This is a genomic window from Paenibacillus sp. BR2-3 (assembly GCF_046529485.1).
Classification (GTDB): domain Bacteria; phylum Bacillota; class Bacilli; order Paenibacillales; family Paenibacillaceae; genus Paenibacillus_AQ.
This window is the reverse complement of the sequence record NZ_CP126311.1, coordinates 480,353-507,331: the sequence shown is the minus strand read 5'-3', so window position 1 is coordinate 507,331 and position 26,979 is coordinate 480,353. Positions and strand designations below refer to the sequence as shown.

The window sequence follows — 26,979 nt, the reverse complement described above, 5'->3', positions numbered from 1 at the left end:
TTAATCTCCTATTCTTATAGATCTTGATGTTTTGGCAGTGCTCTCAATAATAACTTTGGATTGAACAACAACATCCAGTTCGGCAAAATTCTGGTTCCAGTCTTTCTTTAGCTTATCCCAGGCCTTTGGCATACTCCTGTGGATGGCTGCCCCAAATCCAAAGATATCGGCCTGATATTTCTGCTGCACTTTATGGATCACAGCAATGATATTCTTTTGCATTTGCTGTTCGGCAAGCTTCTCAATATCTTTCTTGCTCTTCATATCGGGAAACTCGTTAGCATTCATCACTTCGTCCAGCCAGGTATTTGTCTCAGTCTTGATCTGTACTTGGAGCTTGCCATTGACCCACATGGGCTTTACTTTTGTTCTATTAGATAAAATCTCCAATGAATAGGCAGGATGTCCGCTCTCATCTTCCACTACCAAGATGCCGCCCTTCACCTTATTTCTGACGAACATCATGTATTTACTATCTTCACCATTCAGCGTACCAATCATCTTGTCCTTAGAAAATATAGCGGTACCCCTGACGATTTCACTTTTCTGCTGATCCTTCTCATGAATAAAGACGAGCGGAGCCGTAGCATCCTGCCCCTGAGACTCCAGCTTGTCAATGAAATCCCAAATTTCTACAACGGGGGCAGTGCTGACATACTCCTCATCGCGCATCATTTGTGCAATCTCGAACGACATAATCGTTTCCTTCGTGCTGCTCAGATTAAGGATATCCCGGGCCTTCTTCTCTTTGGAAATAAATATATATACATCCGATCTTGTCTCCGTGTCTCTACTGTACCAATCTATAACTTTTACAAGCCCTTCCCGGGCAATCTCCTCACTGATAATAATCGTCTTGGCATGGCTCCAGAACAGTTTATCTCCGGTCAACGTGATCATATTCCGTACAATATCAAACATTGTTTTCCCCGAAAGACTGATAAGCTTTGATCTTGTCTTACCCCCACTCAGTCCCCCCTTTATATCAACCATCTCTACAGTCAGCAGCAGTTTGCCATCCGATTCATTCTTATCAATGGCTACACCTGCCACAATCGACATCTCTTCTACCTCGCTATAATTCCAGCAGCCCGAAATGCTGAGTAGAAGCAACAGTGACAGCATGGCTGACAGTACGCTTTTTGCTTTTTTCATGACCGTTTTCCCTTTTTCTTCGGCGGCTTTCTCGTCATATTGCGTGCCCCGATCATCGCTGGACGCAAATACATATGCCACCATGGCGCCCTGATAAGAGTATCCTTAATATCTTGGGGCCTTATCGAGCCTACTCCTAGCATGTATGAAACCCCGAAGGAACGTAGACTCATCAAGTGAATAACTAAACCGAGCAAACCGAAAAAGTACCCGTATATCCCTAGAAAAAAAGACAATATCAGCAATAACAGCCTTATTACTATCAAGGAACCTGTAAGCCGGGGGTTAAGCAGCGTTGTTATTCCCGTTAAGCCAACTACAATAACCATAGGAGCGCTGACAATTCGGGCATCTACGGCGGCCTGACCCAGCACCAGAGCTCCCACAATACTGACAGCCTGACCAATAGCGGTTGGAATCCGCGCCCCAGCTTCACGTAGAATCTCAAATATAGTTAACATAATCAGTGCCTCAACAACCGTTGGAAAGGGGACAGCCAATCTCGCTGTAGCAATACTAAGCAGCAGCATTGTAGGTAACATTTCCTGACTGAACGTAACTAAAGCTACGTAAAGGGCTGGTATACTAATGGACATAAAAGCCCCAAATACCCTAAGCAATCGATTAAACGAAGCAAAATAGTAGTTGAGATAATAATCCTCACTCGCTTGGAAATTCTCTACAAAAACATACGGCAGTGTCAACGCGAAGGGACTGCCTTCGATCAGCAAAGCAATTCTGCCCTCCATAATTTTGCTCACTACAGAATCAGGGCGTTCCGTACTCCCGATCATTTCGAACGGCGAATAAGGCTCATCCCTGATTAACTCGGCCAGATAACCCGTATCGAGAACATGATCAATATCGACCCTCTTAAGCCGGTCCTGCAGTTCTTTAAGAATCTCCGGTGAGGCCAGACTTTCCATATAACAGAGGCATGTCTTCGTTTTGGAGCGTGTTCCCACCTCGCTGAAGATAAATTTCAAATCGGAATTCTTTACTCTGCGCCGAATGAGCGTCAGATTTACCCCCAGCGATTCCGTAAAGCCCTCACGGGATCCCCTGATCCCTTTTTCTGTCATAGGCTCAGCGATGGCCCGTGTCTCCCAGCCTTCGACATTAATGTTAAGACCACCGGGATAACCATCCAGAAATAAAACGGACTTTCCTCCTACAACAGCGCTGATTAATTCATCCTGATCTGTAGAAACCATTACATCGCTGACATTGACAACATGGGCACGTATTTTTTCCAGCAACCCACTCGAGCTGTATTCCACTTCTTCGCCGAAGTCAAAACTCATAATAGGTTTGATAATGCCCTCCTGAATAAGAACCCGGTCAATCATACCGTCGATAAAGATCAGGCCGCAGCGGATACTTTTGTGGTGGGCATTCTCAATAACCCTTATTCTCAGCGTTCCGTCACTAGCAAATATTCGCCGAAACAGGGCCAGATTCTCATCTAAGGAGGTACTAACAGACAGAGAAGCCGATGTCTTACTTGAAGAAGACCTGACGTTTTTTTTGTCCGTTTCTTGTACCGACATAAGATTCACTCCTGTCACTATAGCTTTTGTTAAATTATCCCCTGACACTTTCACTCCTATTCATCAAATAGAAGCCCACTCTGCTTGTTCAAAAAAAAGAAGCCGCTGCCCGCGGCCTCTTATTTCTCTGCTATAATTGGAAGATATATTCTTGTTAAAGGAGTTCCTCTGATGACACCGTTCACGGAAAAAGTAATACGCGTTATTCAATCCATCCCGGAGGGAAAAGTGATGACCTACGGAGGCGTCGCCTTGGCCGCAGGCAGTCCGCGCGGGGCGAGACAGGTGGTCCGCATCCTACACTCTATGAGCCGTAAATATAAGCTGCCGTGGCACCGGGTAGTTAACGTAAAGGGAATGATCTCCCTTTCTGAAGACGAGTCCAGCTCCCTGCAGAAGATCCACCTTCTTGGGGAGGGGATTGTATTTGATGAGAGAGGCATTATTGACCTCAAGAAGTATCAATTCCAACCGGATTTTATGGACTAGACCCGCCTGCCCCTGGAAGTTTTGCCACGGCCTTCCCGGGTGCCGCGTGCATTCAAGAAAATGTATAGCGTAGCGTAAATTACCAGCAGGACAAAGGCGATGAACAGGCTGAAAAATACAGACTGCCAGTTCAGGCTATCCAGAATGAGCTGGTAGAGCTGATGCCGGTCGGTCAATACATCCCAGCTATTCAGACGATAGACCCTGCCGAGCAATACACCGTAACCGCCGAGGGCACAGGCAACCAGTACAAATACCCAAGATACAAACAGACTGCTTCTGCGGTAAATCACCGCCTGGAATTGATATAAGGAGAAAAAACCGGTCAGCCAACCGCTCCAGGTAAATAACAGCAGCATGGTTAAGTCATACCAGTACCGGCTCTGAACCTCACCATCCGCCATGTACCTACTGCTTCTGATTGTTAAATGCACAAGATCCGTCATGATGTAGGGGGAGTTAGGGAAGAACAGCAGCCATGCTGCACAAAGAGGGAGAAGCAGCAAACCGCCCAATTTTCTTTTATCCAGTTGGTAAGCAGTCATTGAGAATAGAAAGGGTATCCAGGCCAATAACAGATTCCAGATCAGAAATGCATAATACGTGTCGGTCCGCAGTGAAACTACACGATATACGGCCAGTGCAGCCAGCGACAGACCGGCGAGTAGTACAAATACCTTCGGATAATTCAATTCCTTCATCGTTTTAGGATCTCCTTCGCAGCAAGGTTACGATTCATATCCTAATTGTACCTTAAACCCTCTCTGTCCTAAAGCCTCATCCGAATGGGATAGAGCCGTACACTCTCTGAATGCAAAATGTCTGCAGCCCGCACATTTGCTCTTCTCGATAGCGTGCAGCGCATCATTAATAGCGTCTCCGGTATGTTCGTAAAAGTGTTCAGCGCCGATGGTATCATACAATCCCGTTTTTCTTAGCAGACTGAGCGGCTGCGGTTGAATACTGGAAATCATCAACTCGCCCCCGTTACCTTTCAACTGCTTGACCAGTCCAGCCAAATTAGCCTCTCCGGTTGTATCCATGAACGGAACCTTGCCCATCCGCATCAGAATAATATTAGGCTGGTCCGGGCCGGAGCCCGGCATCGTATCTTCGAACTTGTATGCCGCCCCGAAAAAGAGCGGTCCCTCGACGTTGTAAATCCCGATCTGCGGGCAATCATGGTTCTCTGTAACCATATGTGCTTCTACCTTTACAGAGGTCGGATCGGGAAGCACCTTGGACACCAGATGAACCTCGCCCATCCGTTTCACAAAGAGAATTACGGCAAGAACAAGTCCTACCTCCACCGCGAGTGTCAAATCGGCAAATACCGTCAACAGGAAAGTAATGAATAATACCAGTGAATCGCCGGTTCTTGTCTTAAGCAGGTGCAGAAACTCTTTGCGCTCGCTCATGTTCCAGGCAACCACCATCAGGATAGGAGCCATTGCAGCGAGTGGTATATTCGAAGCGTAAGGCGCAAACAGCAGAAGAATAAGAAAAACAACCACTCCATGAACAACTCCCGATACAGGAGAGGTGGCCCCGCTCTTGATATTGGTAGCCGTTCTGGCTATGGCTCCGGTCGCCGGAATCCCGCCGAACAGAGGTGCGACGATATTGGCAACGCCCTGACCGATCAGCTCGCGGTTACTGTTATGGCGCTCCCCCGTCATTCCGTCTGCCACGACTGCGGATAACAGTGATTCGATAGCACCGAGCATGGCGATCAGAAAGGCGGGCCGGATAAGAGAACCGATACGTTCCCAGGTGATTATCGGAAAGTGGAAGCTTGGCAGCGTATTGGGAATGGCTCCATAAGCAGAGCCGATCGTAGTCACCTTGCCGGTGAAGAACAGAGTGGCCAGCACCGTTGCAACGAGGAGACCTATGAGCGATCCGGGGATTCTTGGAGCGAACCGGATGGTCAGTATTACAACAACGAGACAAACAGCCGCTGTCAGAATGCTGTACATATTAATAGTCGATATATGAAGACCAATCTCTTTCATATTGTCCACGAAGCTTTCGTGCCGCTTCATATCCCGCAGACCCAGGAAGTTGGCGATTTGCCCGCTGAATATGATCACAGCAATGCCTGCGGTAAAACCGATCGTCACCGGCTTGGGGATGAACTTGATCAGCACACCAAGCTTCAGGAGTCCCATTAAAACCAGGAAGACTCCCGCCATCATTCCGGCAATGAGCAGGTTCTCATATCCATACTGCATTCCTATGGCGAATAGAATAGGAATGAAGGCACCCGTTGGTCCGCCGATTTGAAATCTGGACCCGCCAAATAATGAAATGAGGATACCGGCAACAATGGTGGTATAAATTCCATACTCCGGCTTTACACCTGAAGCAATAGCAAATGCCATCCCTAACGGAATGGCAATCACACCGACGATTGTCCCTGAAATGATATCCTTGCGCAGAGAAGCAATAGAATAGCCTTCAAAACGGCTCCACCCTGTCATGATCAAACCTTCTTTTCTTTGAATATCTGATTATTTGAATATATAAAAAACATTACTCCTGCAGGCCGCGGTTGTCAACGCCCTAATTAAGCTTAAAGCTCCATTTTCATTCGCTTCGGATGCCTTCCAGCAAGGAAATGGCATTCACAAGATGGTTATCGAATATTTGCTTGGCTACTGCCAAGAGGTCTTTGATCAGGGGGTCGCGGAGCGAGTAAATTACAGAGGTGCCGTCTTTTACACTGGCTACAACATTTTTGGCCCGCAGCACAGCCAGCTGCTGGGACACGGCAGAGCCTTCCGAACCTAAAATGGCCTGAAGCTCATTCACATTCTTCTCACCTTCGCTTAGCAGCTCCAATATGCGTATACGCATCGGATGAGCCAGCGCTTTGAAAAACTCCGTTTTAAATTGCTGAATATCGCTGTTCATGACTTGTGCTCCTCATAGCTTTACTTCTGATTCTTTAATATCATAACATAGCACCCTTAACGTTTGAACCTGATAGCTGATTACAAGGCTGCCGGGTAAATCCGGACATCAGCAGTTCTTACCTCTACAAAAGTACCCAAGGCCATAGGCTCGCCAAGACATTCGAACATGATCAGACCCTCACCCATCTGCAGGAATGCCGTTCCGTCCTCCTCGATATTGTCCAGCCTTCCGGTAAAGACAACACGATCCTGGTCTATCCTCATGCTGAATTCACTGGAGTCAGACGGCAATATATCAATCCATCTCATCAAAAACTGTATAAACTCGAACTCCACTTCAACCTCTTCACCCAGTGTAACAGCAGCACCGCACCACAACCCTCTGCCCTCTCCGTATGAAGAGTTGAATAATATCTCATCTTTTCTTAATCCGTACTTCGTTATTGTTATCTTCATATACATGCTCCATCTGTTACGTTTTATAACGTTCATTATACATGAAGTTCCCTATCACCGATCAAGTGAAGTTGCGGGTAGCCCTGTTGATATACGTGCTGGGATGCAGCCAGGGATACTTGAAAAATTCCTTCTTGTCCGTTATCCGGTGGGAAACGCCCAGATCGTAATCAATCATATACTTCACCTTATCCGCCAAAGCCTGACCCTTCACCAGCAGTCCCAGCTCAAAATCATGACAGGCGCTTCTTTCGTTAATATTGTAGGAGCCGTGAAATACGGCATGCGACCTCTTGTCATAGGAAACCCAGCGCCTGAAGCCGCTCCCAGAAATCCTCGTCAATTAAATAAGGATTCACAATCACGGTCTCGTCGGCGGCATACGAAATCAAGTCCAGATAATATTGCTGAATCAGATTGACCGGATTGCCGGGGAAGCTCGCAAACAGCGTACACTCTTCTTCACCAAAATGAAGATCCATATCCGAACAGTAGAAGGAATCCACGACATCAAAATGATCCCCGCCAAGCAGCAGCCAACGTGAGTGAAAAATGGCGTTAAGCGGCCGGGCAACGGCTCCCCGGATCCGGAAGCAGCCATCATGCCACTCCTCCAGCTTGCTGGGAATCCCCAGTTTATATCCATCCGCTTGAGCGGCAGAAGAATACTCTATCGGCGTCTCATAAGTATACTGATCACCTATATTCAGGCTGCCTATGATCGAGGTCATCCCGTCTATGATAAAGAACTTGCGGTGGTCGATCACATTTAGTCTGCTGATTTCTACAGTCTCCTGAACTTTGTCTTGAAGAAACAGGATATCTTCCGGGACCCCCTGAAGCTTTAGCGCCTGACGCCGGGTCCGCCATTCCTCCGAAGAATAATAAGAATTAGAGGTATTCAGCAGCTTGGCTCCGGCCACTTCCAGCCGCTCGGATATTTCAGAGAATCTTCCAAATTCAAGATTCTTCTCATAACCCAACGCAGTAATCGAATAATTCACCATCATGCGAACTTTAACGCCGCGGGCCAGAGCAGACAACAGCTCATTGGCAATCAGATTTCCAGAACGGTCGTTATAAAATAACATAACAGACAGATGGATATAACGCTGCGCCTTTCTGATCTCCTCTATCAGCAGTTCCAGACATTGCGGACCATTCACATAGGCGGTTACCTCATTATGCCAGGTCGTCTGCGGTGCCAACGCTTTCAGTTTGCCGCCATCCATCCGGCTGACCAGAGGTGCGAGCTGTTCGATCCATCTGGTACTGCACCCGGGAATGTTAGCAAGCTGCTCTATAGTAGTAATCACTCCGCCAAGCTCCTGCCGGTACCGGCGGACTCTCTCCCCATTCATGTTATCCTGTAAAAAGGCAGCAGCTTCCCCCGATTCTTCCGCTGCAATACGGAGGGAGCCGCCGGAGAGATAATAATTCACACAGTTAATAATTCCTTGCTGCAGGTGCTTATCCGTTTCAGTATCCATAAGCTTGTTAGTATTCATATGCAAGGACCTCCGGGCTATCTTCTTGGTTATCCGCTTGTTATAGAAAGCTGTTAATCAGGCTATAGATAGATACCCCGGAAGCAGGTCCTGTAAACGTTTTTAACGCTATTGTTGCATTGGCGGCCGGGAGCATATACTCTTGGTCCATATAGATTCATCAGAGGAGGTTCCCTTTTGAAAATAGCCCTTATCCAGCTTGATATCGCATTCGGCAATCCAACTGCCAACTATGCCGCTGCGGAGAATAAAATTCGGAAAGCGGCTGCCGAAGCCCCCGACTGCCTCATTCTGCCCGAGCTGTGGACCACCGGTTATGATCTGACCCGGCTGGAGGAAATCGCCGACCCTGAAGGTGAACTCACGAAGTCTTTTATCTCGTCCCTGGCACAGAAGTACGCCATTAATATTGTAGCCGGCTCGGTGGCCAAAAGGAGCGCTGGCGGTGTAACCAACAGTATGTTTGTATTCAACCGCCAAGGTGAATGCGTCGGGGAATATAATAAGCTGCATCTGTTTCGTCTGATGGAGGAACATCTATATTTGCAGCCTGGAGAAACCAAAGGGTTATTCGCATTGGATGGAGTACCCTGCGCAGGTCTGATCTGCTACGATATCCGCTTCCCGGAATGGATTCGCGCTCATATGGTTCAAGGTGCGGAGGTGCTGTTCGTCTGCGCCGAATGGCCCTTGCCCAGACTGTCCCACTGGCGTGCGCTGCTAATTAGCAGGGCCATCGAGAATCAGTGTTATGTCGTAGCTTGCAACCGTGCGGGAAGTGACCCCGTCAATACCTTCGCCGGACATTCCATGATCATTGATCCCTGGGGGGAGATTGTCTGCGAAGCCTCTGAATACGAGGAAATTATAAGCGGTGACATTGATTTGCAAAAGGTCCGCCAGGTCCGCCGTCAAATACCAGTCTTCTCCGACAGACGGCCTGAATTCTATCAATAGTGTTCAAAGGGAGGCGGCAAATGGGAGGTTACCAGTGCCGACGGAGATCTGTTGGGTATGTTGAGATACAGATTTTCGTTTTTCACCAAGAAATTCACATATGAAACAAACGGGCGAGGTAACTACGTGATCATGTCACCGGCATTTTCAAAGGAATATGCGATATCCGATGAATCCGGAGCGATTGTTGTCCGTTTCGAACAAGTGAACAGCTGGTTTTCTTCCGGTGCTTTTCTTCTTAACAATGAATGCGAATATTTGGATACTTACGAACTTGTAGCGGTGATCATGGGAATGCACGCGATTCAGAAAAGGCATCGCTCTGCTGCAAACAGCGCATCCAATTAAATGACCTGTGCAGATGATCCACTAACGGAGAACTAGACAGCAATATTCAATAGGAAAATGGCGACCAATATTAAATGGTTGCCTTTTTCCGCTAACGGGAGATTTAGTTTAATTGTGAGATGCTGAACCGTACCATAAGAAGGGGCAAGTTTAAGAAAAGAAAATTCGTTAACACTTAAAATAGGGAAAATAAATTTCCTTAATATATGTTAAAATTAATTGATAAGGGAGTTGATAAGATTGTATTCTCCAAAATTCGAATACACGAATTTAATGGTGAAGGACTTAATGTCAATTGAGCGTGCCAAAGCTATAGTTGATATATTACCAATTCCAGCAGATGTTGAAAAGCAGCTTAGGGATAGGGCACGTTTAAAAATGACGCATTATTCGACCAAAATAGAAGGCAATCCTTTGAGTCTTGAACAGGTCTCTCAGATTGTGCAAGCAAAACGTGAGAATTCTCGAATCCGTGCTGAAGAAGAGGTTAGAAATTATTGGGATGCACTATCCTTTTTAAATACAGCAAGGAAGTTAAAGTATCCTATTAATGAGCCCTTTGTAAAGCGGTTACACACAATCATTGAGAGGAGAGGAACCGATAGGGGAATAAAAGAAACATCTTACAGAGGGCCAACTCCACCAGGAACATTATTTGCTGTTTATGACGCGGAAACCCGGCAGCCCGATTACATACCACCCGAGTGGATAGACGTACCTCAGCTAATGATGGAATTGATAGAATGGATTAATAGCGAACACGAACTTCCAACCCCAATTAAGGCAGCCATCGCTGCATATCAGTTATTAACTATTCATCCCTTTGATGATGGAAATGGCAGAACATCTAGAGCATTGGCATCTTATATTCTATCTACCGGAGGATATAATCTTAGAGGATTTAATTCCATGGAAGAGTACTATTTTGCAGACTTATCTGGATACTATTCCAATAAATGGGGCTCCCGGTTTTATATTATGAAGGTCGGCACGCTCCCAAAAGTTTATCACCTTGGATAGAATATTTCACACGGATTATGGCATATGCATTTCAACAAGTTGCTATTTCCGCACAAAAAAACAGCAAAAGCTTAATTAATCCTATAGTAGCAAGACTTGAGCCAAAGGAAATTGTTTTATTGCGAATGTTAATGAAAAATGGAGGTTCTATTAAACCTAAGGATATTGCTGAAGCTTTTCAAGTCACACCCCGAACTGCTACAAACTGGACAAAGGAATGGCTTGGAAAAGGAATTTTGGAATCTGCGAGTGGAGAAAAGCGGATAACATCTTACCGCATTGGTGTTATTTATTCTAATATACGTTTATCCGATCTTGGTTACCTTGACGAGAAGGTTGAATAACGAAATAATAATTCGCAATTTAATGCTAAACTAGTGTGATTAACGAAATCTTGTTTCCTTATTATGCTTGGAGAAAGCTCCACGAGCTTCTGAGAAGCCCATGAAGTAAGAGAATGGGGATTATATATGGCAATTGCTGAATCCGGAGGGCCAACTACTCAGGCGGGAATTTCATATCAAATTACTCCAAAAAAAAAATCTCCGCATTCAGCATGAAGAAGATTCTTACCGTATTAGACAGCGCAGTGAATCGTATCACAAGTCATTATTTAACGGAGGATAGAGTCATGAGTGAGATTGCTAAAACGCCACAAACACCTTATTATGCAGTGATTTTTACATCTGAACGAACGGACGGGGATAACCACTATGCGGAAATGGCAGATGAAATGGTGAAACTTGCATCCGTCCAACCTGGATTTCTCGGCGTAGAAAGTGCTAGAGAAGGTGTAGGTATTACAGTCTCTTATTGGGAATCTCTTGAAGCTATACAAATATGGAAACAGAACGAACGGCATTTAGTCGCCCAAAGACAAGGTAGATCTGATTGGTATCTCACTTATAAAACAAGAGTTTGTAAGGTCGAACGGGATTATGGATTTGAAAAAGGTTAAATAAGCTGATTCTCCAAAAAAGAGGCGTTACAGATCCGGGTCTCCCCGACTACTGTAACGCCTCTCTCCATGCTCCGCTTCTTCTAGTCTATGAGTAGCGTTCCCGCAGCACCCGCGCAGCTTCCAGCACGCGGATATCCCCATACTCCAGAGTATAGCCTGTCTCCTGCGCCAGAGCAGAGGCTGGCTGGAGGGTTACTCCGCGCTGTATCAGCGCCTGCCTTATCCCTGCGGCAAAAGCTTCCGTTGTCTCTGGTCCGCCCAATTCTCCTAATCCGCCAATCGTCTCGGGCCGCACGTCCGGATAGGACAAGCCTTCCTCTCCACAAGCAGCATCCTCATAAAAGCGGCGAATGAGTTCTCCCCTCTGCTGTCCCGATCCGGCTATAACGACAAAGGCATGTACGAAATACGCATGGCTTTGCCGACGCTGGGCAATGCCGCAGAATTTGCGCCCGCCGATCGCGAGATCGAAATCACCAGGACAGTAGGAATGGGTGATCTCTCCTGCCTCAATTTGCGCCGCCGCAAGTGGATGAGTTACGGCTACAGCTTCCGTTATCAAGGAAGCCAACAGTCGGAAGTCATCATGAAAGTCCAGCTTTCCGCGGCTTTTCGGCAGAATGAGGGATACGTTGACGATCCCTGCATCGAGCGGTACAGCCGCACCGCCGGAATGCCTTACCGCTGTCCGGAAGCCCTGCTCCTCCTCAAGCTTCTGCATGGCGGGCCGGGCGCAGGGCAGCTTGCTGTCCCGCAGGCCCAGCGCCACACCGCCCGGATGACTCCACAGATGCAGTGCCGGAGGTGCTGTGCCAAGGCCAACGTCGCGGCACAGCGTTTCCTCATAAGCGAACGGGATCAGCATATCTCCGAATTTTCCGTCAGCAGTACCTTCATCCCTCCCGCCGTTTTCCGCTTCCTCACCCTCCTGAAGCAAATGCTCAAACAGTACCAGTTGCTGCGGAAGCCGGCTCATTTCCGTATATTCTCCCGGATTAGATCGTCCATTGATCATGAATAATGCCCACCAGTACCCACTGACTACCCTCTTTCCCGAATACGAGTCGCAAGCTTTGCCAATCCATACCGGCATATTGCGGATCAAATCCGTCATAATGGTATTCTACAATAATGGCATTCGGGTATATATTTCGCGAGTTATCCAGCGTATTACCCGTACCTATAGTGACATTGTAACCGATCTGCGGGGCGGCCGCGAAGTCGGAGCTGTATATAAACCGGTCATAATACTGCGCGAAATTCAGCTTGATGGGATCACCGCTGCCGTCATAGGAGCCCCAAAGATACGCGGTATTGTCCAGAGGGGCTGTAGTCAGGGAGCTATGACTCAGTAACCGGTCACTGGACGTATTAACATAACCGTATGGCGAGAAGCGAACTCCCTTCGGTGAGCTTAAAGCCTGCAAAGACTCCCAGTCCTTCTCCTTCAGCGCCGTCACTGCCTCCTCAGCTCTGTCCTGAATAATTAATTGGGCGGCAGCCGGTGTTAGCGGCATTGTAATGGAAGCTGTCGCGGTGGAAGCATTCCAGGATACAAGCCCGCCCATACTTTCTGCGGAGAAGCGCAGAGGAATATAAATTCTGCCGCTGCGTATCTCTGCCGGGACATCCAGCTTCACGGCAATGCCGTCCTTAACTGCCGCCGTACTGCCGGCTGTCAATTGGGCCTCATGCACACCACGGGTTACAGAGGCGGTGCGGGTTGCCTTATTCCATGTCACTGACGCACCAAATCCCTCCGCCACTCCTCTCAGTGGAACAAGCAGTCTTCCCTGTTTAGTAAAAGGCGCGTCTGCAAGCATCAGTTTTTTTCCATTAACGATAACTACAGGTGTGTTGGCGGCAGCAGTCACGGCTGCGGCGCTTGTTATTTCAGGTGCGGCCAGAACAGTTTCATGTACACCCGAATAGAGAGTCCCACCCGGAATAAGCAGGCCTAAGCCAAAAACCAGTGCAAGCATGTTCTTTTTCATCATCCTTCACCCTCCTGTCAACCTGTTGGTTTGTAATCGTTGTTTGATCATGATAACGTTGTCTTATAGTATAAGACGCAATCATTTTTGAAAAGGTTTCTCTGCATTCGGTATAAAGCCAGCAAACTTTTAGGAGGGATCCGCATGACGGTCGAACACCTGTCAAAAATTAGTCAGCCGGGAAAAACGGAACAATGGGAACAGGCACTGGGCCTGCTGTACATCAACTTTCGGGACTACTGTAAGGACGCTCTGAAAAATTTTGATGACGAGGATATTCATCAGGCCCGGGTGAACAGCCGGAAGCTGCTTACTCTGTTATCCATTCTTGACCCCGGCCACTCCTCAGGTTTATACCCTCTCTTCAAGAAATCCCAGAAGATTCTGGGCAGGGTAAGGGATGCTGACGTACTCATTGAATCTTTCAAGAAAAGACGGCGCCAGTCCAAAAAAGACGGCGACAAGAGAAGCGCCGGGCTCCTGAAGGCGGTCATTAAGCATCAAAAGGAAAAGCGCAAAAAATACCGGCAGAAGCTGGCTCGGGAGCTGCCGCAGCTTTTGGGCAAGGAGCTGGATGAACAGTGGGCCACCTTTATAGGCGAGCAATTGAAGCCCCTGGTAGCGAAGAGAGATGCCAATGTTGTCATGCGGGAGCTTGAGGTAGCCTACGAGCAGAAGAAAAAAGCCTGCAAGGACATATTTCGGGAAGCGAAAGCTGACTCGGAGGAGGCCTTCGAGGCACTGCATGACCTTCGCATTGCCGCCAAGGAGCTGCGGTACACTGCCAGTGCTGCATCCTTCGCACTGAATCAGAAATTCCATGCGAATGAGGCGATTTATAAGGAAGTACAGGAACAGCTTGGAGAGATTAATGATAAGCGGGTATGGCTCAATACGCTGAACAGCATTGGACGAGCAGAGCTGGATATCGGCAAAAAAACGTGGGAGGCCTTTACCCGCACCTTGAGAGCAGAGGTCCTGGAAGCCTTGCAGCAGAATGAAGTGGTTCATATCAAAGGCTCGTAAACCAATCAGGCAGAAGCATCCTTCGATGCTCCTGCCTGATTTTAGTTTTTTATATAATAGTCCGGCTGGTTAAGTGCTTGTTTAATAGGCTTTGGTAGACTGCCTTCGGGCGGAGGCCCACCAGCTTCTCCATCGGCTGGCCTTCCTTGTACACAATGACAGTAGGCATGCTCATCACACCCGCTTCTGCTGCCAGCTGTGGCAGTTCATCACAGTTTACTTTAACAATAGATACAGCGTCCCCAAACTCCTGATGAAGCTCCTCCAGAAGAGGCAGCAGCACCTTGCAGGGAGCACACCAAGGGGCCCCATAATCTACCAACACCGTTCCTCCCTGCTGTAATTCTTCTGATAGCATATCGGCGTTGTCCGCACTCATTATAGCCATTCAAGATCCCCCTCACGTCTTCTTTGTTACAGTCTCCGATGCAGTGTCTTTCTGCTCTTGAAGAATCGAAGCCATGCGCTCCTCCAGATTTTGTTTGATCTGATTCAGTTGCAGGAGCTGACTCTCAATATCCGCAAGCTTACTGGCGTACAGCGGCATCACTTCAGAACAGAAGGACTCCTTGTTCCTGAGCACACAGTGCAGAAAGCCTGATATCTGCTCCGTCGACAGACCTAAATTCAAATACAGCTGAATGGTTTCGACAGTCTCAACGGCAAGCGGTGAATACTCCCGGTATCCGTTGGCCTGACGGACCGGCGTAATCAATCCCTGACTTTCGTAATATCGCAGTGACCGGACGCTAACGCCCGTAAGTGCTGCAAGCTCACCTATTTTCATGGCATTCTCCCCGGGGTTCATGAGAAATGGTCTAGACCTAGTATAAACCCTGACACCAGTGTCAGGGTCAATCTTTTTCTTATGAACGGGCCTTGATCTCTTTCTCTGACACGCTGCCTTACAACCTTCCTGCAGCCCACAATGTAAGGCGCTAATGGCCACGGCTCTACGTAGCAACCCGGAAATAACCGTACGCTTGGGGTAAGGCTCCCTCCATGGACAGTTTTTTTACGTGTTATTCCTGTCTCCTTTACTGCTGAAAACCACGGAGCTACGCCCGGCTCAAGGAGGCTTTTCCTTCATTTCGAAAAAGACAATAGAAAATCAGACCCTCGAATTCCATTTTTTCAAAATTGGAAACGAACTGAATATGAAGTTTGTGATTATGTATGATTTCACGCCCTGATCTGTGGTACAGATCAGAATCGCAGCATCCAGGAATCAAAAAAGCCCTGACCCTTCGTACACGGAGGAATCAGGGCATATCATTTATTCGTAACTTTTTTTGTATACCGTTTGGAATCTCCTTGACCCTATGGCTCAGGATGCTAAAATGACGGTATATCAATTAAAAGTAAGCTATTGTGGTAGCGTCTGTTTCGCCGTATTGCTGTACGGATGGAGCAGTTGAAGGCTTGGCGGCCCGAACTGCTTGAAACAATGGCTTATTTTATTGTCATTTTTTAACTTATTTTGTTCGGCTTTTGGTGTAGGGTTACTAATGTAAAACAAGATACAATGATATACTTTCAACTGCTTGATCCCAAATTTCAAATTCATATTTTACATTTTGAAATTTTGAAGCAGAGTAACAAAACTAATAACAGTAGAGATTACTACTTTGGTATGCAAATAAATCCAACACTAACCGAAGGCATTTGGACTTCACGAATAATCGTTAATAATAAAATTATTTCTGAAAATAAGGCCGAGTATAAGATCTATAGAAACTCATATAATCAATCTTCGTTTGTAGACTCAACACTCATTATAGATAAAAAAGCTTGATGAAGGGAGCTTGCACTTTGAATAAACGACTAAAATCAATACTCCATGGAATTGGTTGCTTATCTATACTGTGGTTTCCTTATTTGTATCTTGCTTATCTTCCAGCAGCTCTTTATTTTGAGAAAAAAAATAGAATTTTTGTGTTTGGTGGAGTAACTTTTCAACTATTAATATCAATATTTAGTAACACAGAAGGGAAGTGGGAGATAACTGCTCTCATTTCTATAATGATGTTTTTTGCATCTGATATCCATGAATATTTCAGTAGAGTATCCTATATTGCCCCTTGCGGCATTCCCCGATCACGATCCAACAGAAGAGGATTCTGATATTTAAAGATCTAGTGTGGCATTTTCCTTGAGGATCATAAGATCCTCTCAGCTTGTCGAGAAACCCAGTCATTTTCATGACTTAGGGCTTCTCTTTTTGTTTTGGTACATGTAAAATCGGGAAATTGAAGGGATTACCCCCGTCTTTCCAGACGATCCAGGTGGATCGCCATCTTCTTCATGTTCTGCACGGCTGCCGTCATTAGCGCTTGTTCCCTGACGTTCGGCAACCCCCGCAAACGGCAATAGCGAAACCCATGGAGCTCTTTAGGATCCGCGAAGCTTCGCTCAATCGTTTCTTTTCGTTTGCGGTACAACTGTTTGCCTGACTTGCTGAGCCGGTTATTCCGTACCCACTCCTTGCTGTTGTCTTCCCAGACATGCCGGGTCACCACCTTACAGTAGTTTCGGGATTGTGGTATTTCGGGTAATTCTGCACGATAGTCATAATTTCATGAGCAGATTCCTCCGGAGTTTGTGGTAGCGTTCTCATTTTTTTGTCCGCTCATATACGTCTGAAGCCACCCGGGGTGGCATGATGGTGTTTCTTCATTCCCACCTTAGCACGATGCAATCCTTTTTCAACGAGGTCAAAATAACGCAATAAACTCTGTTTCACTCCACTATTTCACCCTCTTTGCCCCATTTCGCTTCTTTTTCGGCTGTAGTGGTGTTTTTCAGATTTTTACAATGCAATCTACAAGGAGTATGATTCGGATTAAATCCATAACCCATTGATGCACGCTGAATTCCCGCCTCGCGGGAAACGGGGGAACCAAACGGGCCGCAAGGCCTTCATTGGGGTGAATCCGAAGGAGACTTAACTTATGGTCTCACAAGGTAGGGCGACTCTCACCGTCCGAATCCGACAGCTAACCTCGTAAGCGTATAGAGAGAGCCCTTGATCCGCTAAGTTATATGCGAGGTTAAATATTAACTGCGCCTATTAACCGTAAGCAGAGGTCCTCCTCTGCCTACGGTTTTTTTATGGCTGAAATCGTTGAACTGGCCTCACTATAGCCAATTAGAAAGGAAAGTGGAATCATGTCTAGTCGCTTCCTCCGGAGTCAATCCACTGCCAGTTTGTTTTCTGAATACGTTCAAACCCATACTGCCGGAGTCCATTCCCTCAGTTCCTTATTGTTGGAATCCTCGGCGGAAGCTGAGCTAATCACAACCCGCATCTTCGCAGAGCTCTACCAGTCTATCCGCCAGGAGGATCTCGACTCTCAATTATTGTCTACCCTAGCCTACCAAAACTGCATTCGTCAATGCTCTGCCCACCTTGCAAGTCATTCTCTTCTGACCCAAGGGCAGTTAGGAGCAGAGGATATAGTCCTGTGTGCTCTTTGGTATCGCCTAAAGCTTACCCTGCCTGATATAAGCGCCATTCTGGATAGAAGCATTCCTGATTTAAAAGCACAGCTTAGAGCTATTCGGGAAAAGAACTGTCTCCCCCTGGTTCAACCCTCAGCGATGTGACTCCGGCAAGATCAATAGCTTAATAGGATGACGACTGCCAAAATAATAGTTACATTTTATATCGTTATATAATGATTTTGAATAAGGATGTGACGATCCCAATGGATAACAATTTCAAGGAATATCATGAAGCTGCCGAAATATTGAAGGCTTTGGCCCATCCCGTTCGTTTATGTATCGTAAAAGGGCTCCTGAAAAAGGGCTCCTGTAATGTCAGTTTCATGCAAGAGTGTTTGGATCTGCCGCAGTCCACCGTTTCCCAGCATTTGCAGAAGCTTCGCAGCTCTGGAATTGTTGAAACTGAGCGGAATGGACTGGAGGTTAACTACACCGTGAGAGACGAAAAGGTAAAAAGTCTTGTGCGGATGTTTTTCGGGGAGGAATCATAATGAGTAAAAAGGTATTAATTGTTGGCGGTGTGGCCGGTGGCGCTTCGGCTGCAGCCAGATTACGCAGACTGGATGAAGAAGCGCACATCGTAATGTTCGAAAGGGATCCCTATATATCTTTTGCCAATTGCGGGCTGCCTTATTATATAGGAGATACCATCAAGGAACGGTCGAAACTAATCATACAAACCCCAGAAGCGATGACTAAGCGTTTTAATATAGATATTCGTATTGAAAGTGAAGTTACCCAAGTCAACACCGGGAAGAAAACCGTTCAGGTAAACAGTAAAGAGCGCGGTATATACGAAGAAAGCTACGATTATCTTATTCTCTCGCCTGGTGCCAAACCCATTCGTCCGGCTTGGCCGGGGAATGATAACCCTAATATACATGTGGTGCGGAATATACCCGATACGGATCGTATTAAGCAGAAGGTTTCAGACGAGGCTACCCGCTCGCATGCTTCCTATTATCCAGGAGCGTCCCCCCTTACTCTCAAGCTGCTGTTTGCTCCTGACGGAAAAATTCTCGGGGCACAGGCCGTCGGCTTCGATGGCGTAGACAAAAGGATCGACGATATTGCAACTGTTATTCGTTTTCAGGGTACGGTAACGGACCTAACAGAGCTTGAACTTGCCTATGCACCGCCCTACTCTTCTGCAAAGGACCCTGTGAACATGCTGGGGTATGCTGCTGAGAATATCCTGACGGATAAAACGGGAACTTTCACTTCCCGGAATTTGGAATCACGAGACAGGGACACTACGATGCTCGTGGACGTTCGTTCAGAGATCGAGCATCAGAATGGCAATATCGCAGGTTCTCTGCTTATACCTGTTGATGAACTGCGTGATCGACTGGGGGAACTAGATGCTGCCAAGGAAATTTGGGTCTACTGCCAAGTGGGTCTGCGCGGCTATACGGCTTCGCGTATTTTACAGCAAAAAGGATTCCGAGTACGCAACCTGATTGGAGGATTTAAAACACTTGAACCTCTCATGACTAAAGTCACGAGATTCTTGGGTAGTCCCTTCTAACGAAGAGAAGTTTACCAAGCTAACCCTGTCGTTCCGACAGTTTGTATAATGGCTATACGGCCCATTTACACGGTAAGCAGTCTTTTACCTTCGGCAAGAATGTTTAGGCTTGCGTTGAAATCTCTGTCGTGATGTGTTCTACAATCAGGACAGTCCCATGCACGTAAGTTCAGGTCTTTAACGTCTTTGTTTTTATAGCCACAGCAGGAACATAGTTGACTGCTTGCAAAGGTTTTGCCCACTACTACAACCATACGACCATACCATTTCGCTTTGTACTCTAACATGGAGCGAAACATCGACCAAGAGACTTCGTTAATGGATTTGGCTAATTTATGATTCTTGACCATACTGGCTACGTGTAAATCTTCCATCGCAATGATGTCGTGGTAAGGAAGTGATTGAATACAAACCTTGCACATCCAATCGTCTTGTGAATGAGAATTTATAGGCTTTGTTCACTACCATTGATTTTCACCTCATTTCACTTTTTGATCTTGGATGTACTTCCTTATTGGGAACTCTTTAAAAAGAAGTCTCGCTGATATCCCTTTTAATGCTTTAATCATACTGGGTATTGCGTGTTGCGGTGTACATTCAACAAGCAGATGGATATGATCTTTGTCGCTTTCCATTTCAGATATTGTGAATGCATAGTCGGACGCAATTTTTAGAAGAATTTCTTTTAGTCTTACATCTAATTCTTCTACAAGAATCTTGTGTCGGTACTTTACGCACCATACGATGTGGTACTCAATGGCGTAAACATATCCCCGTCCATGTTTGATGTTTACCATATTTTCATTACCCAATATAATCATACCATATGTCGGTTCATTAACGTGTCTATCGACACGCCTGAACCGAAGTTTTCTTACTCACGACTAAAAGTCACAAGTTTGCGAAAACTTTTCATCAAATGGCGATATACAAACCAAATCCAAAAATGCCTGTAGCTGTGGCTCCTGTCCAAGCTATTCCCGCGACACAAGCTAATATCCAACTGGATGCCTGCGGTTTGTCCTGTCCGGGACCACTCATTGAGGTCAAACGCTCCATTGATCAGCTAGAGGATGGGCAAGTGCTGCATGTGACAGCATCAGACCCGGGTTTCTACGAGGATATTCAATCCTGGGCAACCATGTCCCGCAATGAAATGCTTCATGTCAGCAAATCGTCAAACGGTCAGATTGAAGCTTTGATACGCAAAACCTCATCCACCGTCACACCTGTTGAATCCGGTAACGTCGTAGCGACGACTGACGGGACTACCATGGTCGTTTTTAGCGGGGATCTGGATAAAGCCATTGCTTCATTCATCATTGCCAACGGTGCTGCCTCCAGTTCCAAAAAAGTCACGATGTTCTTCACCTTCTGGGGCCTGAATATTCTGCGAAAGCCAGACAAGGTTCCCGCAGCGAAGAATATCTCTTCTTTAGAAGACCTGATAGAAACTGCCATTCAGCAGGGTGTAGAGGTTGTAGCCTGTCAGATGTCTATGGACGTAATGGGCATAAAGCAGGAAGAACTGATCGATGGTGTTAAAATCGGCGGTGTCGGGTACTATTTAGGCAAAGCTGACCAGTCGGGGATTAATCTTTTTATATAAATGGCGGAGTCAAAGTTCTCATTATACGCATAGAGAAAAAGCCGCGGCATATGCTGCGGCTTCTTTGTGTCATATATACCCTACCCTTTGTTTTTACCGCCCTTGCTAAATTTCCATATGGCCAGACAGCAGCCTACCATTCCTACACCTAGCATAAGCGTCTGCAAAACACCCAGCAGCGTTGATCCTTCCGGACGAATCTGCGTGCTGAGTACAATTAACAGCACGGAAGACGCCAGCCTGATCCATGTTTGATTTTTATTATTCTTTTTATTCAAAGTTCTCACTCCAGTAAATAGCTTATATGTAATGTTATCATAGCTGAGGCTCGTACTGACTTAAATACCCTTCGTAGATCAAATGCAGCCGGTCGCTTTGCCGAAAATCATCCGGCGTAACAAGCGCAGGCAACTTATTCCATAGCTTTATGCTGGACCGCTCCAGAATTTCTGCGACGAATTGCGAACAAAAGTAGGAGTTGCTGAATTCCACCGGTTCTTTCAGTGCGATGCCAATCACACCCAGAATGTTATAGAGATACTTTTTGCGGCTTCGGATAAAGATTTGCAAGACGCGCTTCATTTTCTCAATTTCACGGTCGGAAACATGAAGCTCGTAGATGACGCATGTCGTGTTCGGATACTTGCTGAACGTCCCTGTCTTGATATCCTCCTTCACGAATCCGCCATTCAGAGGGTTGCTCGGATGCTTTCTCCCGAAGCTGTACAACTCCGAAAGTTCACGGTTAAAGGAAATCGAGGCGTGATTGTAAGGCGCTTTCGTGTAACCTTGAATGATCTTCGTAAAAAGCGTTCCCGTATTCGTAAGCAAGATAAAGACCGATCGATCATCTGCCATTTACAAAATTTCCCCTTATCAAGTTTGAACGTTTCCTTCATAATAACATAAGATCCCTTTAATGGAATCCTACCCTGCGACAAGTTGGTGATTGGCTATGGACAGCTCACTATTAACGTTAGTTCTTATTTTTGCAGTCTTATCGGCCATCCAATTGATTTATTATGTGATGGGCAAAATACAGCCGGACAAAGACTATACCGCCATTGGATTTCGCATCAAGACCTGGTGGGGCATGCTCTTCATCTTTTGCTTGGCCACCCTGTTCAATCCGGTGGTTTCACTGCTTTCCCTCATGGTACTCACCTTTTTCGCGCTGAAAGAATATTTCTCTATGATCAGGTCGAGAAAAGCCGACCGCAGACTGTTTCTGTGGGCGTACTTGTCGATTCCCGTGCAGTTTTACTGGATTTATATCGGGTGGTACGGGATGTTTATTGTCTTTATCCCTGTCTATGTATTCTTGTTCCTGCCGCTCCCGCGATTGATAAATAAAGGAACCGTCGGATTTCTGCGCGGCGTCAGCTCTACCCAGTGGGGACTCATGCTGATGGTTTTCGGGCTTAGCCACCTGGCCTATTTTCAATTTGCTACGCCGCAGTATGGGGCCGGACTTGTGCTTTTTCTAGTGGTATTGACACAGCTGGGTGATGTCGCGCACAATCTGGCATCCATGTATTTCGGCAAGCGTAAAGTGATCCCGACAGCCAACCCGAATTTGACTTGGGAGGGCTTCGCATTCGCGTTTTTTGTGACGACAGGGGTGTCTTACCTAATCTACCCTTACCTCACGCCGCTTGACCTTACCTTCGGGATTGTTTCCGGCATGCTGATCAGCTTGAGCGGTTTCTTCGGTAGCCTTACGGTTTCCGTGCTGAAGCGGGATTTGTTAATCGGCGATGACAATAAGTTCGATGCTTTGAAAAAAAGCTACTTAAGCCGGGTGGACAGCTTGACCTACACCTCGCCCGTCTTTTTCCACGTGATCCGTTATTTTTTCGATTTCATGTAGATTGTAAGTGCTATAAGTGATAAATCACGTTAGAGAAGTGCTTATGAAGGAGATACCGCTATGTATGAGTTAACTCATAATCAGGCTCAAAACATTGTTAATAGAATGATGAAGGATATTCCATATAATATTAATATTATGGATCAAACAGGCATTATCATCGGGAGTGGAAATAAAGGCAGGATTGGTACGTTGCATCATGGTGCGGTGAAAGCCATAAAACAAAAGAAAATCGTGGAAATTAACAACGATGAGGAATTCGTAAAGAAGGGCATTAACTTACCGATCGAATTGAATGGCAATATTGTCGGAGTGGTAGGAATCAGCGGTGAAGTAAAGGAAACGAGACCCTTCGGAAACCTTGTAAAGTCAGCTGTTATTTTGTTAATCGACCAAAGCATCGCATTGGAAAAGGAGAATTTGAAAAATAACTTAAAGCAGGAATTTTTTAGCCTAATTATAAATTCAGACACCACCTATACGATAGAATTAATAAATCAGGCATTGACCTATGGCATTCAGTTAACTAAACCCTCCCAAATCATATATGTGGAATCTCCTAATGAGATTGCAGAAGATATCACTAAAAGCTTATCTTCCTTTAAAATGTCCTCAACTTCGCTTTGCATAGTCGTTCAGGAAGCGGATAAGATTGAAGCCCTGCAACAAAAAATTAGAAATCAGTATCCGGATGCTTTCATTTCCATCAGTAATATAAACGATTCGATTTCTGACGGACTTTTACAGGCCAAATCAGCTATGCGTGTATTGAAAGGTGTTTATTTCAACGAAAATACCATTTCCTATTCTAAATGTGAGTTCATCGCCGATATGTCGAAACTGCAAAAGAATGATACAAAGGCAGAACGGCTGGCCCATTTACTCGAAAAAAATGATGAATTGATAAAAACACTTCAGGTTTATCTCAACTGCAATCTAAACGCCAATGAAACCGCCAACAGGCTCATGATCCATAGGAATACATTGAACTATAGATTAAACAAGATTTATACGATCACAGGCAAAGATCCCAAAAATATTTTGGAGCTCGTGGAACTAATTTTTATGCTGATTAATCGGATCATATAAAGAGGATGTCCCATATGACTTTTGGGACACCCTCTTTGATTCTTATTTTAACAATCGGGCAATGCTTTCAGATGTACGGGCAACATTCATCTTGCCTTGCGCCAATAAGGTATCAATATCTGCCGCTCCAGGAACAATTCCAAAGATAGCATCAAAACCTTCATCGTACAAGGCTTCAACATCCATGCCTACATAGCCTGCCAAGGCGATCACTTTCATACCGCTGTTAACACTTTTAGCTGCCTGGGCAACTCCGAAAGGTGCTTTACCGAATTTCGTCTGAAAGTCGATGCCCCCTTCTCCTGTAAAGCAGCAATCCACATTTTGCAGTTTCTCTTTCAAACCTGTATATTCGATAACAATTTCAATTCCCTTTTTCATTGTGGAGTTGGTGAAAGCGATCAGTCCACCGCCAAGGCCACCTGCACCACCTGCACCAGGGACATCCAGAATTTCGATTCCAAGCTGCTGTTTTATAACTGTACTGTAGTGCCTTAAATTGTCATCCAAAAATTTAACCATTTCAGGAGTAGCACCCTTTTGCGGACCAAAAACTACGGATGCGCCTCGTTCCCCGCACAATGGATTGGTTACATCCGATGCTACCAAGATGTTAATATTCCGTAGTTGCGGAAGCACATCCGTAGTATCGATCTGATCCAACTCACCCAGGTATCCGCCGCCAAGCTGCAGCTCATTCCCCTGTTTATCCAGGAATTTATACCCCAGAGCTTTTGCCATTCCAGCGCCGCCATCATTCGTAGCGCTTCCGCCAATGCCTAGAATAATATCTGTAATGCCCTTTTCAATACAATCCTTAATTAATTCACCTGTTCCTAAGGTAGTCGTAATTAAAGGATTTTTTGTTTCCTTCGTAACATGATGAATTCCACTGGCTGATGCCATTTCAATCACGCCTGTTTTGCCGTCTCCCAAAATTCCGTAATGGGCGAGAACCGGCGTACCCAGAGGCCCGGTCACTTCTTTTTGTACCAAGGTGCCCTCTGTTGCATCTACCAATGACTGGACGGTGCCTTCACCGCCATCAGCCATAGGTACATGAATGCACTCCGCGTCTGGGATAGCTCTTTTTATGCCGATTTCCATGGCTTCGCATACTTCTTTTGCCGTCATGCTTTCTTTAAACGAATCAGGAGCGAGCAAAAATATTTTTCCCATAAATCATTCTCCATTCCTTCTATAAGATAAATCCGTAAAGAACTACTGCTACTACAGTCATCGTTATACCGACCATACTTTCAAACAGGACAACCTTCATTCTATCTTTCATGCTCATGCCCATGGCATTACGTGTAACGTGGAAGTAAGTACCATGCGGCAAGTGGTCGATTACCGTAGCACCGGCGTGGGTCATAACTGCGGCCGACAGAGGGGCTACACCTGTATTTAATATCGCATTGGAGAATGAACCCGTTGCCAAAATAACACCTGTCGAAGTGGATGCTGTTGCTGCTGCCATTAACACGCCTGCGATGGGTGCAAGGAACATTCCGGAAATACCCGAGGATTGTACAAGAGCAACAACTTCTGCAGGCAGGGTTGACGCTGTAATCAGTCCGCCAATGGCACCCGCGCCAATAATGATCAATATCGTTGGTGTCATTCGATTCAAACCGGCTGTGCAATAATCCAATATTTTATTAGCCCTACCTAGTGCCAAGGAGCCCACTATACCTGCAAACGGCAGGATGAACAAGGAGTCAATTTTTAGAGCTTCAAGGGAGTCAATACCTAACATCGCACCAATCGGGCTAATCATCAATAGAAAAATAGCGATGATCGGAGCTACCAGAGCTTTGGATAAAGGTGGGAGATCTATAGCGCTAGCCTTTTCCAATTCGGCGGCTTCTTCATCCGTTACTTTAGTGCCTTTATACTTAATTATTGATGCGATAATAACCGCAACAGCTAACCCGAAAAGAGCAGGGACTAATCCGCCAAGCATCACCTGGTTAACATCGAGTTTGAAGCCACCTGCTGCTGCAATGGTATTCGGGTTCGGAGAAATAATGTTACCCGCTTTACCTCCGCCAGATAAAGCCACTAGCAAGGCAACTTTGGAATATCCCATTTTGTTACCGACAGACAAGGCGATAGGTGCAACAATCAATACGGCAACAGGAATGAATACACCTACCGCTGTGATAATCATAGTAGCCAATGCCAGTGACAGCATAGCTTTCGTTCCACCGAGTTTATCAACAATAACTTTCGCAATGGTTCCCGCTGATCCAGATTCCATCATTACCCCAGCGAAAACACCTGCAGCGATAATACGAATAACTGTCCCTTGAACACTTTGTGTTCCGGAAATAAGGATTTTAATTACCTCTGAAAAATCCGCTCCACCAATAAATCCTCCAACAATGGCTCCCAGAATTAATGCATAAGTGGGTGCCAGCCTAAACAAAATTAATGCGATTGCCAGCGCTAGTCCGGCTAAAGCGCCAATCCAGCTAATATCTAATGCTGCCGCTGCTGTCATCTCAAATCCTCCTCAGGGTGATCTTGATTTTTTCTAATTTGTAAACCCCATTGAGCTACTGTTAGTACTCAAACTTTGTAAAATTTTTCACATATAAGATTTCTTAAATCTACATTTATTGGTGACCCCTTTCTATTTCTCCTTAAACTTATTCACTAGCTTGAATACGTTTTCATTATATTTGCACCATTCACTTTTAACAATTGATATTCCGATGAATATTATTGTGCATATGCACTAAATAATGCGAGTTTATTAGAGGCTCAGATGAGAAACATCGTAATGGCAAGTGATAGGTATAAGTTGACCTAAAATTAACGAGTTGAATCAGAGGAGGCTTAATGCATATATTTTGTGACAGATCCTTTGATTTTCTCTCTAACCGACAATACTGCATTTTGCCTAGGGAGGAGCCGTGCCGGGAGAGAGCATATTTTGTGGGACCGCAAGCGGTTGCCTGGAGAATATCTTCCAATCGTCACCATGGTCTG

Annotated in this window: 27 protein-coding genes, 4 pseudogenes and 1 riboswitch; of the genes and pseudogenes, 12 read left to right on the top strand and 19 right to left on the bottom strand. The window is 45.9% G+C overall.

The genetic code is table 11. The annotated features are described in order from the left end of the window. The gene (locus PaeBR_RS02525; protein ID WP_410513348.1) at window positions 1-1,155 is read right to left on the bottom strand and encodes a Ger(x)C family spore germination protein; all 1,155 of its coding nucleotides are present in this window, start codon (window positions 1,153-1,155) and stop codon (window positions 1-3) included. Continuing rightward, complete coding sequence (locus PaeBR_RS02520; protein WP_410513347.1) at window positions 1,152-2,705, bottom strand: spore germination protein; 1,554 nt, start codon at window positions 2,703-2,705, stop codon at window positions 1,152-1,154. The genes PaeBR_RS02525 and PaeBR_RS02520 overlap by 4 nt, the downstream gene beginning before the upstream one ends. A gap of 171 nt (window positions 2,706-2,876) precedes the next feature. Between PaeBR_RS02520 and PaeBR_RS02515 the strand changes: the two genes are divergently transcribed. After that, on the top strand, window positions 2,877-3,194 hold the full coding sequence (locus tag PaeBR_RS02515) for an MGMT family protein (RefSeq protein ID WP_410513346.1): 318 nt from the start codon (window positions 2,877-2,879) through the stop codon (window positions 3,192-3,194). On the opposite strand, the gene PaeBR_RS02510 is transcribed toward PaeBR_RS02515, so the two are convergent. The 6 genes from PaeBR_RS02510 to PaeBR_RS02485 all read right to left on the bottom strand — a co-directional run bounded on the left by PaeBR_RS02510 (window position 3,191) and on the right by PaeBR_RS02485 (window position 8,076). Continuing rightward, window positions 3,191-3,895 (bottom strand): DUF1361 domain-containing protein, encoded by a 705-nt coding sequence (locus tag PaeBR_RS02510; RefSeq protein ID WP_410513345.1) that lies wholly within the window; start codon window positions 3,893-3,895, stop codon window positions 3,191-3,193. The two genes, PaeBR_RS02515 and PaeBR_RS02510, sit on opposite strands and share 4 nt — an antisense overlap. Before the next feature lie 27 nt (window positions 3,896-3,922). After that, window positions 3,923-5,677 (bottom strand): SulP family inorganic anion transporter, encoded by a 1,755-nt coding sequence (locus tag PaeBR_RS02505; protein WP_410513344.1) that lies wholly within the window; start codon window positions 5,675-5,677, stop codon window positions 3,923-3,925. Between the two features lie 106 nt (window positions 5,678-5,783). Beyond that, window positions 5,784-6,110, bottom strand: a complete 327-nt coding sequence (locus tag PaeBR_RS02500) for an ArsR/SmtB family transcription factor (protein ID WP_410513343.1) — start codon at window positions 6,108-6,110, stop codon at window positions 5,784-5,786. Window positions 6,111-6,190: 80 nt separating this feature from the next. Beyond that, window positions 6,191-6,568, bottom strand: coding sequence for a hypothetical protein (locus tag PaeBR_RS02495; protein ID WP_410513342.1), 378 nt, complete (start codon window positions 6,566-6,568; stop codon window positions 6,191-6,193). A 61-nt stretch (window positions 6,569-6,629) separates the two neighbouring features. Then, window positions 6,630-6,911, bottom strand: a complete 282-nt coding sequence (locus PaeBR_RS02490) for a hypothetical protein (protein WP_410513341.1) — start codon at window positions 6,909-6,911, stop codon at window positions 6,630-6,632. Beyond that, window positions 6,865-8,076: a phospholipase D-like domain-containing protein gene (locus PaeBR_RS02485; RefSeq protein WP_410513340.1), complete on the bottom strand. Its 1,212-nt coding sequence runs from the start codon at window positions 8,074-8,076 to the stop codon at window positions 6,865-6,867. The genes PaeBR_RS02490 and PaeBR_RS02485 overlap by 47 nt, the downstream gene beginning before the upstream one ends. Window positions 8,077-8,253: 177 nt before the next feature. Between PaeBR_RS02485 and PaeBR_RS02480 the strand changes: the two genes are divergently transcribed. The 5 genes from PaeBR_RS02480 (at window position 8,254) to PaeBR_RS02460 (ending at window position 11,359) form a co-directional block, all read left to right on the top strand. After that, complete coding sequence (locus PaeBR_RS02480) at window positions 8,254-9,033, top strand: carbon-nitrogen family hydrolase (RefSeq protein WP_410513339.1); 780 nt, start codon at window positions 8,254-8,256, stop codon at window positions 9,031-9,033. Between the two features lie 57 nt (window positions 9,034-9,090). Next, complete coding sequence (locus tag PaeBR_RS02475; RefSeq protein WP_410513338.1) at window positions 9,091-9,381, top strand: hypothetical protein; 291 nt, start codon at window positions 9,091-9,093, stop codon at window positions 9,379-9,381. A gap of 240 nt (window positions 9,382-9,621) precedes the next feature. Beyond that, window positions 9,622-10,401 (top strand): Fic family protein, encoded by a 780-nt coding sequence (locus PaeBR_RS02470; RefSeq protein WP_410513337.1) that lies wholly within the window; start codon window positions 9,622-9,624, stop codon window positions 10,399-10,401. Window positions 10,402-10,418: 17 nt separating this feature from the next. Next, a complete protein-coding gene (locus PaeBR_RS02465; RefSeq protein ID WP_410513336.1) occupies window positions 10,419-10,745 on the top strand; it encodes a hypothetical protein in 327 nt (108 codons plus the stop codon). A 287-nt stretch (window positions 10,746-11,032) separates the two neighbouring features. Further along, window positions 11,033-11,359: an antibiotic biosynthesis monooxygenase family protein gene (locus PaeBR_RS02460; protein WP_410513335.1), complete on the top strand. Its 327-nt coding sequence runs from the start codon at window positions 11,033-11,035 to the stop codon at window positions 11,357-11,359. A gap of 88 nt (window positions 11,360-11,447) precedes the next feature. Here the strand turns inward: PaeBR_RS02460 and PaeBR_RS02455 are convergent, their stop codons facing one another. Then, window positions 11,448-12,377, bottom strand: a complete 930-nt coding sequence (locus PaeBR_RS02455) for a biotin/lipoate A/B protein ligase family protein (RefSeq protein ID WP_410513334.1) — start codon at window positions 12,375-12,377, stop codon at window positions 11,448-11,450. Then, entirely contained in the window at window positions 12,358-13,359 is a 1,002-nt protein-coding gene (locus PaeBR_RS02450) for a copper amine oxidase N-terminal domain-containing protein (RefSeq protein ID WP_410513333.1), read from the bottom strand. The genes PaeBR_RS02455 and PaeBR_RS02450 overlap by 20 nt, the downstream gene beginning before the upstream one ends. Window positions 13,360-13,500: 141 nt before the next feature. Here PaeBR_RS02450 and PaeBR_RS02445 point away from each other — a divergent pair, with 141 nt between their 5' ends. Further along, complete coding sequence (locus PaeBR_RS02445) at window positions 13,501-14,382, top strand: CHAD domain-containing protein (RefSeq protein WP_410513332.1); 882 nt, start codon at window positions 13,501-13,503, stop codon at window positions 14,380-14,382. Window positions 14,383-14,431: 49 nt separating this feature from the next. On the opposite strand, the gene trxA is transcribed toward PaeBR_RS02445, so the two are convergent. The 3 genes and pseudogenes from trxA to PaeBR_RS02430 form a co-directional block, all read right to left on the bottom strand. After that, the gene (gene trxA, locus PaeBR_RS02440) at window positions 14,432-14,770 is read right to left on the bottom strand and encodes a thioredoxin (RefSeq protein WP_410513331.1); all 339 of its coding nucleotides are present in this window, start codon (window positions 14,768-14,770) and stop codon (window positions 14,432-14,434) included. A 12-nt stretch (window positions 14,771-14,782) separates the two neighbouring features. Continuing rightward, the gene (locus PaeBR_RS02435) at window positions 14,783-15,169 is read right to left on the bottom strand and encodes a MerR family transcriptional regulator (RefSeq protein ID WP_410513330.1); all 387 of its coding nucleotides are present in this window, start codon (window positions 15,167-15,169) and stop codon (window positions 14,783-14,785) included. A gap of 1,471 nt (window positions 15,170-16,640) precedes the next feature. Then, a pseudogene (locus PaeBR_RS02430) lies at window positions 16,641-16,913 on the bottom strand (transposase); the annotation flags it as partial. Window positions 16,914-17,238: 325 nt separating this feature from the next. Next, window positions 17,239-17,409, top strand: a riboswitch (cyclic di-AMP (ydaO/yuaA leader). A gap of 680 nt (window positions 17,410-18,089) precedes the next feature. Here PaeBR_RS02430 and PaeBR_RS02425 point away from each other — a divergent pair. Both PaeBR_RS02425 and PaeBR_RS02420 read left to right on the top strand, forming a co-directional pair. Then, window positions 18,090-18,377 (top strand): ArsR/SmtB family transcription factor, encoded by a 288-nt coding sequence (locus PaeBR_RS02425; protein WP_410513329.1) that lies wholly within the window; start codon window positions 18,090-18,092, stop codon window positions 18,375-18,377. Next, window positions 18,377-19,363, top strand: a pseudogene (locus tag PaeBR_RS02420) (FAD-dependent oxidoreductase); the annotation flags it as partial. The gene PaeBR_RS02425 and the pseudogene PaeBR_RS02420, both read left to right, overlap by 1 nt. A gap of 116 nt (window positions 19,364-19,479) precedes the next feature. Here the strand turns inward: PaeBR_RS02420 and PaeBR_RS02415 are convergent. Both PaeBR_RS02415 and tnpA read right to left on the bottom strand, forming a co-directional pair. Further along, the gene (locus PaeBR_RS02415) at window positions 19,480-19,836 is read right to left on the bottom strand and encodes an RNA-guided endonuclease TnpB family protein (RefSeq protein WP_410513328.1); all 357 of its coding nucleotides are present in this window, start codon (window positions 19,834-19,836) and stop codon (window positions 19,480-19,482) included. A gap of 78 nt (window positions 19,837-19,914) precedes the next feature. After that, a pseudogene (gene tnpA / locus PaeBR_RS02410) lies at window positions 19,915-20,211 on the bottom strand (IS200/IS605 family transposase); the annotation flags it as partial. Window positions 20,212-20,387: 176 nt separating this feature from the next. Between tnpA and PaeBR_RS02405 the strand changes: the two are divergent. Beyond that, window positions 20,388-21,023: pseudogene (locus PaeBR_RS02405) on the top strand (DsrE/DsrF/DrsH-like family protein); the annotation flags it as partial. Between the two features lie 80 nt (window positions 21,024-21,103). Here the strand turns inward: PaeBR_RS02405 and PaeBR_RS02400 are convergent. Both PaeBR_RS02400 and PaeBR_RS02395 read right to left on the bottom strand, forming a co-directional pair. Beyond that, window positions 21,104-21,301 (bottom strand): hypothetical protein, encoded by a 198-nt coding sequence (locus PaeBR_RS02400; protein WP_410513327.1) that lies wholly within the window; start codon window positions 21,299-21,301, stop codon window positions 21,104-21,106. A 37-nt stretch (window positions 21,302-21,338) separates the two neighbouring features. After that, window positions 21,339-21,881 (bottom strand): hypothetical protein, encoded by a 543-nt coding sequence (locus tag PaeBR_RS02395; RefSeq protein WP_410513326.1) that lies wholly within the window; start codon window positions 21,879-21,881, stop codon window positions 21,339-21,341. Between the two features lie 97 nt (window positions 21,882-21,978). Here PaeBR_RS02395 and PaeBR_RS02390 point away from each other — a divergent pair, with 97 nt between their 5' ends. Then, on the top strand, window positions 21,979-22,893 hold the full coding sequence (locus tag PaeBR_RS02390; protein ID WP_410513325.1) for a phosphatidate cytidylyltransferase: 915 nt from the start codon (window positions 21,979-21,981) through the stop codon (window positions 22,891-22,893). Window positions 22,894-22,953: 60 nt separating this feature from the next. Next, entirely contained in the window at window positions 22,954-23,982 is a 1,029-nt protein-coding gene (locus PaeBR_RS02385) for a CdaR family transcriptional regulator (protein WP_410513324.1), read from the top strand. 42 nt (window positions 23,983-24,024) lie between these two features. Here the strand turns inward: PaeBR_RS02385 and PaeBR_RS02380 are convergent, their stop codons facing one another. Next, window positions 24,025-25,161: a glycerate kinase gene (locus PaeBR_RS02380; RefSeq protein ID WP_410513323.1), complete on the bottom strand. Its 1,137-nt coding sequence runs from the start codon at window positions 25,159-25,161 to the stop codon at window positions 24,025-24,027. Between the two features lie 19 nt (window positions 25,162-25,180). After that, window positions 25,181-26,488, bottom strand: a complete 1,308-nt coding sequence (locus PaeBR_RS02375) for a GntP family permease (protein ID WP_410513322.1) — start codon at window positions 26,486-26,488, stop codon at window positions 25,181-25,183. Window positions 26,489-26,979: the final 491 nt, after the last annotated feature.

Coding starts and splice junctions, on each gene's coding strand:
- PaeBR_RS02525 (WP_410513348.1), bottom strand. CDS start 1,155: ATGAAAAAAGCAAAAAGCGTACTGTCAGCCATGCTGTCACTGTTGCTT.
- PaeBR_RS02520 (WP_410513347.1), bottom strand. CDS start 2,705: ATGTCGGTACAAGAAACGGACAAAAAAAACGTCAGGTCTTCTTCAAGT.
- PaeBR_RS02515 (WP_410513346.1), top strand. CDS start 2,877: ATGACACCGTTCACGGAAAAAGTAATACGCGTTATTCAATCCATCCCG.
- PaeBR_RS02510 (WP_410513345.1), bottom strand. CDS start 3,895: ATGAAGGAATTGAATTATCCGAAGGTATTTGTACTACTCGCCGGTCTG.
- PaeBR_RS02505 (WP_410513344.1), bottom strand. CDS start 5,677: ATGACAGGGTGGAGCCGTTTTGAAGGCTATTCTATTGCTTCTCTGCGC.
- PaeBR_RS02500 (WP_410513343.1), bottom strand. CDS start 6,110: ATGAACAGCGATATTCAGCAATTTAAAACGGAGTTTTTCAAAGCGCTG.
- PaeBR_RS02495 (WP_410513342.1), bottom strand. CDS start 6,568: ATGAAGATAACAATAACGAAGTACGGATTAAGAAAAGATGAGATATTA.
- PaeBR_RS02485 (WP_410513340.1), bottom strand. CDS start 8,076: ATGAATACTAACAAGCTTATGGATACTGAAACGGATAAGCACCTGCAG.
- PaeBR_RS02475 (WP_410513338.1), top strand. CDS start 9,091: ATGTTGAGATACAGATTTTCGTTTTTCACCAAGAAATTCACATATGAA.
- PaeBR_RS02465 (WP_410513336.1), top strand. CDS start 10,419: ATGGCATATGCATTTCAACAAGTTGCTATTTCCGCACAAAAAAACAGC.
- PaeBR_RS02460 (WP_410513335.1), top strand. CDS start 11,033: ATGAGTGAGATTGCTAAAACGCCACAAACACCTTATTATGCAGTGATT.
- PaeBR_RS02455 (WP_410513334.1), bottom strand. CDS start 12,377: ATGATCAATGGACGATCTAATCCGGGAGAATATACGGAAATGAGCCGG.
- PaeBR_RS02450 (WP_410513333.1), bottom strand. CDS start 13,359: ATGATGAAAAAGAACATGCTTGCACTGGTTTTTGGCTTAGGCCTGCTT.
- PaeBR_RS02445 (WP_410513332.1), top strand. CDS start 13,501: ATGACGGTCGAACACCTGTCAAAAATTAGTCAGCCGGGAAAAACGGAA.
- trxA (WP_410513331.1), bottom strand. CDS start 14,770: ATGGCTATAATGAGTGCGGACAACGCCGATATGCTATCAGAAGAATTA.
- PaeBR_RS02435 (WP_410513330.1), bottom strand. CDS start 15,169: ATGAAAATAGGTGAGCTTGCAGCACTTACGGGCGTTAGCGTCCGGTCA.
- PaeBR_RS02425 (WP_410513329.1), top strand. CDS start 18,090: ATGGATAACAATTTCAAGGAATATCATGAAGCTGCCGAAATATTGAAG.
- PaeBR_RS02415 (WP_410513328.1), bottom strand. CDS start 19,836: ATGTGCAAGGTTTGTATTCAATCACTTCCTTACCACGACATCATTGCG.
- PaeBR_RS02395 (WP_410513326.1), bottom strand. CDS start 21,881: ATGGCAGATGATCGATCGGTCTTTATCTTGCTTACGAATACGGGAACG.
- PaeBR_RS02390 (WP_410513325.1), top strand. CDS start 21,979: ATGGACAGCTCACTATTAACGTTAGTTCTTATTTTTGCAGTCTTATCG.
- PaeBR_RS02385 (WP_410513324.1), top strand. CDS start 22,954: ATGTATGAGTTAACTCATAATCAGGCTCAAAACATTGTTAATAGAATG.
- PaeBR_RS02380 (WP_410513323.1), bottom strand. CDS start 25,161: ATGGGAAAAATATTTTTGCTCGCTCCTGATTCGTTTAAAGAAAGCATG.
- PaeBR_RS02375 (WP_410513322.1), bottom strand. CDS start 26,488: ATGACAGCAGCGGCAGCATTAGATATTAGCTGGATTGGCGCTTTAGCC.